This is a genomic window from Bacteroides sp. BFG-606 (assembly GCF_024788145.1).
Taxonomy (GTDB): domain Bacteria; phylum Bacteroidota; class Bacteroidia; order Bacteroidales; family Bacteroidaceae; genus Bacteroides; species Bacteroides vicugnae.
The window spans coordinates 6,317,324-6,329,911 of record NZ_JANUIL010000001.1 but is presented as its reverse complement, the minus strand read 5'-3'; the positions used below and the strand labels follow the sequence as shown (position 1 = coordinate 6,329,911).

The 12,588-nt window shown below is 44.6% G+C and carries 6 protein-coding genes and 3 pseudogenes; 3 read left to right on the top strand and 6 right to left on the bottom strand.

From position 1 onward, the window contains the following. The first annotated feature begins 1 nt into the window (after position 1). Positions 2-991 (top strand): DUF3843 family protein, encoded by a 990-nt coding sequence (locus NXV01_RS24510; protein ID WP_148365103.1) that lies wholly within the window; start codon positions 2-4, stop codon positions 989-991. Positions 992-1,031: 40 nt separating this feature from the next. Further along, positions 1,032-1,169, top strand: a complete 138-nt coding sequence (locus NXV01_RS24505) for a hypothetical protein (protein ID WP_162864708.1) — start codon at positions 1,032-1,034, stop codon at positions 1,167-1,169. A 386-nt stretch (positions 1,170-1,555) separates the two neighbouring features. Here the strand turns inward: NXV01_RS24505 and NXV01_RS24500 are convergent. Next, positions 1,556-2,393, bottom strand: a pseudogene (locus NXV01_RS24500) (hypothetical protein). A gap of 95 nt (positions 2,394-2,488) precedes the next feature. Here NXV01_RS24500 and NXV01_RS24495 point away from each other — a divergent pair. Further along, positions 2,489-3,922, top strand: coding sequence for a CCA tRNA nucleotidyltransferase (locus NXV01_RS24495; protein WP_074707796.1), 1,434 nt, complete (start codon positions 2,489-2,491; stop codon positions 3,920-3,922). A 256-nt stretch (positions 3,923-4,178) separates the two neighbouring features. Here NXV01_RS24495 and NXV01_RS24490 read toward each other — a convergent pair whose 3' ends face one another. The 5 genes and pseudogenes from NXV01_RS24490 to NXV01_RS24470 all read right to left on the bottom strand — a co-directional run bounded on the left by NXV01_RS24490 (position 4,179) and on the right by NXV01_RS24470 (position 12,553). Then, on the bottom strand, positions 4,179-5,705 hold the full coding sequence (locus tag NXV01_RS24490; protein ID WP_259023342.1) for an arylsulfatase: 1,527 nt from the start codon (positions 5,703-5,705) through the stop codon (positions 4,179-4,181). Between the two features lie 13 nt (positions 5,706-5,718). Continuing rightward, positions 5,719-7,275 (bottom strand): arylsulfatase, encoded by a 1,557-nt coding sequence (locus NXV01_RS24485; protein WP_074707799.1) that lies wholly within the window; start codon positions 7,273-7,275, stop codon positions 5,719-5,721. Positions 7,276-7,357: 82 nt separating this feature from the next. Continuing rightward, positions 7,358-8,522: pseudogene (locus NXV01_RS24480) on the bottom strand (M24 family metallopeptidase). Positions 8,523-8,867: 345 nt separating this feature from the next. After that, a complete protein-coding gene (gene gdhA / locus NXV01_RS24475) occupies positions 8,868-10,205 on the bottom strand; it encodes an NADP-specific glutamate dehydrogenase (RefSeq protein ID WP_074707804.1) in 1,338 nt (445 codons plus the stop codon). 237 nt (positions 10,206-10,442) lie between these two features. Beyond that, positions 10,443-12,553: pseudogene (locus tag NXV01_RS24470) on the bottom strand (prolyl oligopeptidase family serine peptidase). Positions 12,554-12,588 lie beyond the last annotated feature (35 nt).

The following is a 12,588-nucleotide window of genomic DNA, read 5'->3' as shown; positions in this document are numbered from 1 at the left end:
TATGAAGCAACAGAAGATATATATGAAAGCATGGCTGGACGCTCATGGTCGTGCAAAGGTGGTAGGCACGGATGAATGGTATCTGGATTTCGCTAATCATTTATTGCCGTTGGTGGCAGAATCGTATTTATTTAAATGGGAAACAGCGGAAAGTCAGCAACAAGTAGCTTTGATGGTGGCTTTGTACCTGGAAGATTGTGTAGCGGATGGCGGAAACTGGCGTCAGTTTATTCATTGGCACCGGAAAAGCTACGGACGTTATTTGCCTTTCTACGCACTGACGGAGGAATATTTGCCGGACGAAATTAACCGTGAAGATGTTGTTTTCCTTTTGTGGGCCATCAATTCTCCGGTTGGCGATGATTTTGATGGAGTAGAGAACCCGATGGATGCGGATTTGCTGGAGTTTGCGGATACACTTTACAACCGTTTGGATGCTGCGTTCGAATTGGCTCCTATCAGCGATCACCTGGCAACGGACTGGCTGATGGAAACGGAGCTGATGCAAAAGAAGCGGATGCCTCTGCCGGTAGTTTTGCCGGGAGAAAAGATGCCTACAAACGTAGAACGTTTCCTTGAAGCGAGCAAAGGTGAACCACTTTTATACTTTGATTCTTACGAAGCGCTGAAATTTTTCTTTGTGCAGTCGTTGAAGTGGGAAGATGAAGAGGATTCTTTGTTGCCTGACTTAAAGGAGTTCGGTAACTTCGTGGTTTTTGCCAATCCGAAAGGGTTGTTGATCGGTCCTGATGTAGCCGAATATTTTGCAGACAAACGTAATCCGCTCTACAATGCCGAACTGGCTGAAGAGGAAGCATACGAATTGTTTTGTGAAGAAGGCTTGTGTCCGTTTGATCTGCTGAAATATGGAATGGAACATGATTTGTTGCCGGAAGCACAGTTCCCGTTTGAGAACGGAAAGGAGTTGTTGCGGGAAAACTGGGATTTTGTGGCTCGCTGGTTTTTGGGTGAGTATTACGAAGGAGAATAGGAGTTATAAGAAATAAGTACTGTTTATATAATTGCTGTCTATGCCAATCAAAAAAAGTAACAATCCTTTTGCCGGAAAGACAAAGTCTGCAGTCGGTAAAAAGAAGACGACCGGAAAACGGGTCGGAAAATCGAAACAGGAAAAGGCTAATAATCAGTTGAATAGAAGGGTGAAATAAAGGTGTGTAGACCACGCCGTTTTGGGTTGTCAGGCTACGCCGTTTGATGATGGCAGACTACGCCTTTTCTCCCTACCAGGAAACGCCTTTTCTCTCACGCAGAGGATTAAGAGTCTCATTATACATTTGACGGGAATAGTTGTCGTTTATGAAAAATAACAACTATTCCCGTCTATTTTATTATTAACCAATGTTTTTTTCTGCTGGATAGCTTCTCTTTTGACGGTTATGAGTGATATTATAAGTAAGAAAGTAGGCACGGATTACGCGGATTACACGGTTTTAAAAAGATTGCGCAGCCAAGACCGTGTAATCCGCGTAATCCGTGCCTAAATATATTTCTTTCTAACCGGATAGTTTTCTTTTTGCTGAATGGTTTCTTTTTACTAATCGGTAATTTCTTCCTGTGCTTTCCGTTCTTTCTTCTTATTGATGAATCCGATTTTCAGGTTGGCTTCCTCTTGTTCTTTTTTAATCTGCTCCATGGCAGAGAGGATTTGTGCTAATTCGTAAACACCTGCTGCGGCCTGGCGGTCGGTGGGACTCATTGTCGTTTTATAGGTGCGGTCGCCTATATATTCCACACGGATATTTTTGTCTTTATTGAGATTCAGGAATTCGATTACATTTCCGTCTTCCCCTAGTTTGTAGTCAGCTTTTTCTATTTTCTCGTTCATATCCGTTGACTCGTAGCTGTCTTTGGAGCTTGGAGTTTCTGCAAAACTGCCGTCAGGGGCAATCACTTTCACTTTTGTATGGTGGATATTGCCGGCACCACAGTAGATGGAAGTCATACTCATTATACCTTGCTCGTTCACTTGGAAGCGGAGGTATGAACGGTGCATATTCTTTTCAATGGTCTGTGTAGGCCAGAGGTAGTTGCCGACTTGTTGATATTCGGCATCTTTTTCTAGTTTGAATTTGTCCTTGATGGCATTGAATTCTTCCGTCTTTGCCTGAAAGGCGCTATCCAGGTAAGCAAGCGTTTTTTGCTGTGCCTTTGTTTCAACATCGAGCATCAGTGCCTGTCCCGCCTTACGTGCTTCGAACGCTTTGGGATAGAGAATCTTGATACTGTCAATTTGTAACTTAGCTTCTTCATAGTCGCCACGTTCGTAGGCAGCCTTGGCAACCATCAGTTTTTCATTGGCTTTTTTCTCAAGGCCATTTCCGCAGGCAGCTAATGCCAGCGTACCCAAAAAAGAGGATAGTCAGTTTTTTCATCACAAATTCTATTTACTGGTTTTATTAGCGGCAAAAGTACAAATATATCCCTTATTTTTGTAATTTTGTCCCCTCAAAACTTATAACTAAAAAGAATGATAGAGTTGACTCAAGAGGAATTGAAGCAGCATTTTAGCGAACCCATCTTCGGACAGATAGCCGAAACGGCTGATACACTTGGTATGGAGTGTTATGTGGTAGGTGGTTACGTTCGTGATATTTTTCTGCAGCGTCCCTCTAAAGATATAGATGTAGTAGTTGTAGGAAGTGGAATTGCAATGGCGGAAGCCCTTGGAAAACAGTTGGGACGTGGTGCTCATGTTTCTGTTTTCAAGAATTTCGGAACAGCACAAGTAAAATATAGAGGCACGGAAGTAGAGTTTGTTGGTGCGCGTAAAGAGTCTTATCAACGGGATTCGCGTAAACCTATCGTTGAAGACGGCACGCTGGAAGACGATCAGAATCGTCGCGATTTCACGATCAATGCTTTGGCCGTATGTCTCAATAAAGCACGTTTTGGCGAATTGGTAGATCCGTTCGGAGGTTTGGAGGATATGAAGGAAAAGACAATCCGCACTCCCCTCGACCCGGATATCACTTTCAGCGATGATCCCTTGCGCATGATGCGTTGCATCCGTTTTGCTACGCAATTGGGTTTTTACATTGATGATGATACTTTCGAATCGCTTTGCCGGAATAAGGAACGGATTGAAATTATATCCCGTGAACGTATTGCGGACGAACTGAATAAGATTATTCTTTCTCCAATCCCCTCAAAAGGATTTATTGATTTGGAGCGTAGCGGTTTGCTGCCGTTGATTTTTCCGGAATTTGCTGCCTTGCAGGGGGTGGAAACACGGAACGGGCGTTCCCATAAGGATAATTTTTATCATACGTTGGAAGTGCTGGATAATATCAGCAAGAAGACTGATAACCTTTGGCTTCGTTGGGCTGCTTTGTTGCACGACATTGCCAAACCTGTCACGAAACGTTGGGAACCTAAAGCGGGATGGACGTTCCATAATCATAACTTTATCGGTGAAAAGATGATTCCGCATATCTTCCGCAAGATGAAGTTGCCGATGAATGAGAAGATGAAGTATGTACAAAAGCTGGTCAGCCTGCACATGCGCCCGATCGTTATCGCGGATGACGTGGTGACAGACTCGGCTGTACGCCGTCTGCTCTTCGAAGCGGGTGATGACATTGACGACTTGATGATGCTTTGCGAAGCGGACATTACTTCCAAGAATATGGAACGTAAACAGCGTTTCCTGAATAACTTCCAGTTGGTTCGACAGAAACTGAAGGATTTGGAAGAGAAAGACCGTGTCCGTAATTTCCAGCCTCCTGTGAGCGGTGAAGAAATTATGGAGATTTTCGGCTTGGAACCTTGTCGTGAGGTCGGAGTCTTGAAGAGTGCTATTAAAGATGCAATCTTGGATGGAGTGATTCCGAACGAATATGAGGCGGCTCATGCTTTCATGTTGGAACGGGCGAAGAAGATGGGAATGACGCCTATCCGCTGATAGAAGGATGGAACAGATATATTATAGTATTCAGATACAGATTTATACGAGTCAGTAGTTGAATTGGAGTAAAAACAGTATATAAATGAACTATTTCACCACAGAGGACACGGAGGACACAGAGGTTATAATAATCTCTGAATTAGAACTCTGAAAACTCTGTGTCCTCCGTGTCCTCTGTGGTGAAAACGGTACGGAAATGAATGATAACTTGCTTTCCAACTGCTGATTACTCATTATTTCTTTATCCGTACGTTTACCGTTTGGGCAACGTTACCGAAAAATGAGGATTCGGAGTATGTTGTTCAAAGATGATAGCCTTCATCTTTTCCACGATATCCGGATGTTGGAGTGCTATATCATGATCCTCATGAATATCTGTTTTTAGATTATAGAGGAACGGTGTTCCTTTTTTCACTACCATTTTCCAATCATCCATGCGTACGGCAATCTGGTCTGTTTCATCAAACTCCCAATACAGAAAGTCATGTTTCTTTTGCTTATTTTTACCCAGCAGTGTGGGAGCGAAAGAAATCCCATCGAAATAATCGACTTCTTTTTCCTTATTGCGATATTTCTTTTCGTAGTCTTTGATACCAATGACTTCGCAGAACGTCGGCATTAAATCATAAAATGCACAGATGTGATCATTTACTTCGCCTGCAGGTATGTGTCCCGGCCAACGGGCGATAAATGGAATACGTATTCCTCCTTCGTGACATTGACGTTTCAGTCCGCGTAGTTTTCCGTCTCTGCCGAAGAAAGTAGGATCGGCTCCGCCTTCCTCGTGAGGGCCGTTGTCACTGGAGAAAATAACCAATGTGTTTTCGTCCAGTCCTTTTTCTTTCAGTTTTTTCAAAACTTCGCCCACGTAATAGTCCAGGCGGGTAATCATTCCAGCAAATTGGGCGTGTGTATGCGTGATGGCGTTGTATCGTGAGCCTTCGCTTCCCTTAAATTCTTTATCCGGGTTGAATTTAGCTTTGTATTCATTCAGGATAGAATCTTCCGGCTGAACGAGTTCCGCATGAGGCAAGGTGTAAGTCAATACGCCGAAAAACGGCTGTTTACCGTCTTGCTGATCCAGCCACTCCAATGCTTTCTGGTGGATCATGTCGGCCGAATATTGCGGACGTTTCAGGTAGTCGGGACCATACATCGGATATTGGATGTTTTCATCCATCACTACACGTACCACTCCGGTGTCACCCAACGCTTTACTATAACGGTTCAGGAAATTAGGGTAATAAAGATGGGCCTGAAACTGACAGATATAACCGTAGTATTCGTCTATCCCCCGTTTGTCGGGAGTGGAACAGGAGCCTTCGTAACCTCCGGCCCATTTGCCGAACATACCTGTGGTGTAGCCGTTATCTTTCATGATCTCCGGCAGGATTACGTGGTCGGGATCATAAGGGTGTTGCCCCACTATTGAGTATTCTTTATTCTGTCCATATTCCACGATCGGTGCATTTTTCCAGTACTCCTTGTTACCTCGTACTTCACAATGGCCTGAATGTTGTCCTGTCATGAATGAAGCTCTGGAAGGGGCGCTGACGGGACTTCCTGCGTATGCTTGCGTAAAACGCATTCCTTCACTGGCCATGGCGTCTATATGAGGGGTGCGGATAAATGGTTGACCGTAGCATCCCAAGTCTCCATATCCCATATCGTCACAAAGGATGAAGAGGATATTGGGCTGGGTATTTTTTTTCTGTCCGTTGGCAGATAGGGTAGATAGAAGCAGGATGCTGCCTATCAATGGGATTGATTGATGATTCATGATGTTGTTGTCTTTAAAATGAAACATTTCCTTCACGTACGCTTTGAAGGATACCCTGCAGTTCTGCCACTTTCTCCGGCATATTCTTTGCATAGTTGGTTACCTCTTTCACTTCTTTCATCTTATAAAGCTGGGGTTCTTTAGAGTTTCCGGTTTCTATCTTCGGTCCCCATTGAATCATTTTCGGTCCGTCATTCGGTTCGATGTATTTCCAGTCTTTGGTGCGGACGGACAGTGTGTGATTGGAAGCCTGCTCTATCACCCACGGGCGGTCTGTCTTTTCTTTACCCAGCCAACTTCCCAGATAGTTGTAACTATCCGGTGCGGCATTCTTAGGCATCGTAGCTCCGGTCAGGGAAGCGAGAGAGGCGAGCCAGTCCACTTGTGAAACCAATAAGTCTGAAGTCATTCCTTTTTCTACTCCTGCAGGCCAGCTGACGATGGCAGGAATACGGGTTCCTCCTTCGAAGGCACTATATTTGTTGCCCCGTAGCGGTCCCGCAGGACTATGACCGTTGAGCAGTTCCTCTGCTTTGTCATCGTATCCGTCGTCTACTACCGGGCCGTTGTCACTTGAAAGAATAATGAGTGTATTTTCTCTTAATCCCAGTTTTTCGAGTGCATTCAGGATTTCACCGACACAATAATCGAACTGTACGATAGCGTCGCCTCTTAATCCCATCGGATTTTTTCCTCTGAAACGGTCGTGAGGAAAGCGGGGCACATGTACGTCATTGGTGGCAAAGTAGAGAAAGAAAGGTTTGTTTTGGTTGTCCTCGATGAATCGAATGGCGTGTGTGGTAAGTGAATCTGCAATGTTTTCGTCTTTCCAGAGTGCTTTTCCACCGCCTTTCATAAAACCGATGCGTGAAATTCCATTAACGATCGACATATCGTGACCGTGACTTGGCTTGAGGTTATAAAGTAATTCAGGATTACTTTTTCCGGTTGGTTCACCCTCGAAGTTCTTTTGATAGCTGACTTCGATGGGAGCACTCGGATCATAGTTGGCTACTTTCCCGTTTTCGATGTACACACAAGGTACACGGTCGGCTGTAGCTGCCATAATGTAATGATAGTCGAAACCTAAATCGCCCAGTGCACAAGGTAACGGAGCATTCCAGTCTTGAGTGGCGGTTTGATCTCCGAGTCCCAGATGCCATTTGCCTACTGCGGCAGTGGCGTAACCGACACTTTTGAACATATCTGCCATGGTGTATTGTTCGGGACGGATAATCATTCCGGCATTTCCTGCCGCTACATCCGTTCCTTCTTTGCGCCATGCGTATTCTCCGGTCAACATGGAGTAGCGGGAAGGGGTGCTGGTGGCGGCTGTTGCATGAGCATTGGTGAAAAGGATTCCCGATTTTGCCAGTCGGTTGACGTTGGGTGTCTGTACGTTTTTAGCTCCGTAACATTCCAGATCGCCGTAGCCGAGATCGTCGGCATAGATAAATACAACGTTGGGTGTTTTTGACTTTGTCGGTGTGGTGTTTTCCGGTGCTTTGTTGGCGGCTGTTGCAGCGCAGGCAACAGAGGAAACAAGGGTTAGAATGAAAGGTTGTTTCATTGTTTTTGGGGGTTAAGTGTGTTATTATTAGTAGAAAAAGATGTGCCTGTTCTTTGCCGGACACATCTTTTTCATTGTCTGTTTAACTTAATTCAATGATTTCTTCATTGCAGTTTGTCAGTTTTTCGATTCCTTCGTTGGTCACTACCCAGGAGTTCTCAATACCTACGGGACCTACACCCGGAATAACGATTTTCGGTTCGAGGGCAAAGACCATACCCGGTTCTAATGGTTGCTTTATGCGGGGAGCCAGTACCGGAGCTTCATTAATCTCAAGTCCGATGCCGTGACCGATAAACTTGGCTTGTTGTCCTGTTCCCATAAATTTGTCGGCAAATCCGGCTGCTTTGACTACTTCGATTGCTGTGTCGTAAAGCACTTCACAGGCAATGCCCGGTCTGGCAATGGAAGCAATCTTTTCCTGGATATCCAGACAAACTTGATGGGCGGTGTAAGCTTCTTCGGGCAGTTTGCCGATGGAGAATACACGGCTCATATCGTTCATGTAGCCGTTGAAGTTGCCACCTAAGTCCACCATAACGCTTTGTCCCTCTTTTAACGGAGTTTTATTTGCTCCTCCCGGCAAGGCAGGATCAAGTCCCTGACCGCCTAAGGCAAAATCGTAAGGAGAGGGGTAACCGGCATTGTCTCCGGTCAGTACACTACCCATGAATATTTCCATACTGCGTCCGAATACCCGGAAAATTCCAAGACAACCTTGCAGGCGCATCAGACGTTCTATTTCGATGGAAAATTCAATGTCCGTCATACCGGGACGGTATACACTTGGAATCTGCTCATAAGCCTTTGCATGAGCAATGCTGGAGCGGCGGAACATTTCAATTTCTACAGGTGTTTTCACACTGCGCGCCTGGCGAATCAACGGGGTACCATTTACCACTTCCGCTTCCGGGAAGAGACTGGCCAGACGACAATATTCCGTATAAGGAAGTTCGTCACCTTCTAACATCAGTTTGGTTGGCATCGGCAATCCTTGTTCTTTCAGCAGATCAACGATTTGTTCCGGTTTGCGGATAGAGAATGAGTGCTCTCCTGTGATGTTATTAGGACGTTTAAAAAATAATAGTGCAGGCGAATGAAGGGGGGAGGTAAAGATAGCCACTGACTACACAGCCATACGTGTAAATTAAATTTGCATTACAAGTGATAAGTGCGGCGTCGATGCCCTGTGACACCATCAGGCTGCGAATTTTGTCACGGCGAAATTTCAATTCGGGTTGTAGCATTTTTTATTTATTACTTGATTATTAATTACAAAACCAATAATAGTAAATTATTAGTTGTGAGTTATTTATCGCATATAACAAATTCACAAACTATTATTTAACCTATTATGCCACAAAGATAATTAATTCCAGCGAAAATAACGTTAATCTCAAAAAAATAGCGCTACCCGCGTCCTGTCACAGGAGGCGAGCAGCGCAAACCACAAATACAAATACAACTAAACAAAGTCCTTGAATAAATTGAGAATTAAAAATTGAGAATTGAAAAATAAATGTCTTGTTGACTAACATAGTCCACTACCAAACTCTTTTATTTTTTAATTTTTAATTCTCAATTTTCAATTATTAAATAACGCCTTGTCCCATCATTGCGTGAGCTACTTTCATAAACCCGGCAATGTTGGCACCTTTCACATAATTAATATATCCGTCGGGTTCCGTGCCGTATTTCACGCATTGTGCATGGATGCCGTGCATGATTGCATGGAGCTTTTCGTCCACCTCGGCAGCACTCCAGCTAAGGTGCATTGCGTTTTGAGACATTTCCAGACCGGAAGTGGCTACACCACCTGCGTTGACCGCTTTACCCGGAGCGTACATCGTCTTATGTTCAATGAAAAGATCGATAGCTTCAGGGGTACATCCCATGTTGGAAATTTCTCCGACGCAAAGTACGTCATTTTTTATGAGATTTTGAGCATCTTCTCCATTTAATTCGTTCTGGGTGGCGCAAGGAAGTGCGATGTCTGCTTTCACTTCCCACGGGCGTTTTCCTTCTACGAAGGTTGCGTTCGGATATTGTTCGGCATAAGGAGCCACAATATCGTTACCCGAAGAACGAAGTTCGAGCATATAGTCTATTTTTTCACCACTGATACCATCCGGATCGTAGATATATCCGTCCGGACCGGAAATCGTGATTACTTTTGCACCTAGTTCGGTAGCTTTAGTAGCTGCTCCCCAGGCAACGTTGCCGAAACCGGAAATTGCCACTGTCTTACCTTTTATATCAATCCCTTTTGCCTGAAGCATCTGATTGACAAAATACAGTCCTCCGAAACCGGTAGCTTCCGGACGAATCAATGAACCGCCGAATTCCAATCCTTTGCCGGTGAATGTACCGGTAAATTCACGAGTTAGTTTTTTGTACATGCCGAACATATAGCCCACTTCACGTCCTCCTACGCCGATGTCACCGGCAGGCACATCCATGTCCGGCCCGAGATGGCGCCACAACTCCAGCATAAATGCCTGGCAGAAACGCATGATTTCGGCATTACTCTTACCGCGTGGAGAGAAATCGGAACCGCCTTTACCGCCACCCATAGGCAGGGTAGTCAGTGCATTCTTGAATGTTTGTTCGAAACCAAGGAACTTCAGAATGGAAAGATTAACGGATGCATGGAAACGGATACCACCTTTATAAGGACCTATCGCATTGTTGAATTGTACACGATAGCCGAGATTGGTCTGTACCTCGCCTCTATCGTCCACCCATGTCACACGGAAAGTGAAGATACGGTCAGGTTCTACCAATCTTTCTATGATTTTAGCTTTTTCAAATTCAGGATGTTGATTGTATATATCTTCGATAGAAAGAAGAACTTCCTTCACTGCCTGAAGATATTCAGATTCACCGGGATGCTTAGCCTCCAAAGAGGACATGATTTTCTGGATGTTCATGATACTATATTTTAAAAGGTTAATTCTGATAAAATGTCAACTAACTCACTGCAAATATAGGAAAAATTTTCAGATGTGATTGATTTTATGCCATTATTTTGATTAAATAATGATAAAATGATAGTAGGAACAAGTGCTAGGTATAAAGTATAAGGTATTAAGTATTAGGCTGCGCTGCAAACCGCATAGACTTATACTTAATACCTTATACCTAATATTTAATGTAAGTATTCAGCGCTAATACTTAATATTCATCCCTAGGTTGTACATGATGAAACCGTAGATGTCTGCTTGTTCTTCAAGTACTTTTGCCATCGGTTTACCTGCACCGTGACCTGCTTTGCTGTCGATACGGATCAGTGTCGGGTTTGTACCGTCGTTGTCTGCTTGCAGCGTAGCGGCAAATTTGAATGAATGGGCGGGAACCACGCGGTCGTCATGGTCGGCAGTGGTCACCAGTGTTGCCGGATATTTCGTGCCCGGTTTCAGGTTGTGCAATGGAGAATAGCCTTTGAGGTATTCAAACATTTCTTTGCTGTCTTCGCTTGTTCCGTAATCGCTTGCCCAGTTCCAGCCGATAGTAAATTTATGATAGCGTAGCATATCCATCACGCCTACCTGCGGAATTGCTACACGGAACAGGTCCGGACGCTGTGTCATGCAGGCACCTACCAGCAGACCACCGTTGGAGCCACCTACAATGGCGATTTTATCTTTGTTCGTATATTTTTCGTTGATAAGATATTCGGCAGCAGAGATGAAGTCGTCGAATACATTCTGCTTCTGCATCTTAGTTCCGGCTACGTGCCAGTCTTCACCGTATTCGCTGCCACCACGCAGGTTGACTTGTGCGTAGATACCGCCATTTTCGAGGAATGGGATGCGCATTGCACTGAAACCAGGGTTGAGGCTGATGCCGAAACCACCGTATCCGTAAAGGAATACAGGATTTTTTCCGTCTTTCTTCAGATCTTTCTTATAGGTAAGGAACATCGGGACTTTTACACCGTCTTTGCTGGCAAAGAATACTTGTTCCGTCACAAAATCATCCGAGTTGAACTGTACTTTCGGTGCACGGTATAGTTCATAGGTGTTCTGGTCCATGTCATATTTATAAGTGGCACCCGGAATGGTGAATGAAGTGAATCCGAAGAAACATTCTTTATCGTCTTTGTTGCCGCTGAAGCCTACCGAACCGAGTGACGGCAGTTGGATTTCCTGAATCTGCTTGCCGTCGAGCCCGTAAACGTATGCATGGTTCGAAGCATCTTTGTCGTAAGTAAGGAACAGTTTTCCACCGATCACTTCTGCGTTTGAAAGAACGGCTTCCGATTCGGGAACGAGTTCTTTCCAGTCCTCCAGTTTCGGACGGTTGATGTCGGCTACCATGATCCGGTTTTTCGGTGCGCCATAGTTAGTATAAATATAAATCTGGTCGCCTATCACTTCAATCGGGTAGTATTGGTAGTCGAGGTCGGTAGTCAGTTGGATGAAAGGAGAATTCGGCTTTTTCAGGTCTCGTATAAATAAGTTGTTCCCTCTTCCGGCACCGGATTCTGTGAGGAAGAGAATACGTTCGTCTTCGCTGGTGCTGGCTGTATAGAAACGTTTCGGATAAGCCGGATTCTGATAAATCAGTTTATCTTTCGATTGCGGTTCACCTATTTTGTGATAATAGATTTTGTGCTTTTCGTTTACGTTGGAGAATTCTTTTCCTTTGGCGGGAGCATCGTAGGCGCTGTAATAGAATCCGTCTCCCTGCCAGGCGGCACCGGTAAATTTGGCCCATTCGATGTGGTCTTCCAATAACTTGCCACTTTCAGTGTCCATGACAAATATTTCAGACCAATCCGATCCGCTGCGTGAGATACTGTAAGCGGTATATTTGCCGTCGTTTGAGAAATAAAGACCGGTCAGTGCCACTGTGCCATCGTCCGAGAGCTTGTTCGGGTCGAGGAAAACGCGAGGCTCGCCGTCCAGTGAATCCTGTACGTAGAATACACTCTGGTTCTGCAGGCCGTCATTTTTACTGAAGTAATATTTGCCATGTTTCTTGATTGGCGCACTGATTTTCTCGTAATCGGCCAGTGTGGTCAATCGTTTCAACAAGTTTTCCCGGAACGGAATCTGGCTTAGATACTCATTCGTTACTTTGTTTTGTGCTTCTACCCAGGCAGTAGTAGCTGCACTGGTGTCATTTTCCAACCATCTGTAAGGGTCGGGAACTTGTGTACCGAAGTACACGTCTACGGTGTCTACCTTCGCTGTCTCGGGGTAGACTAGCTTTTCTGTTGGGGAGCGCATGACATCACCATGATTCCACTCATTAATAAAGTTACTTTTTTCATGTGAATAAAAAGTCTTTTTGAATAAACTTAAAGTT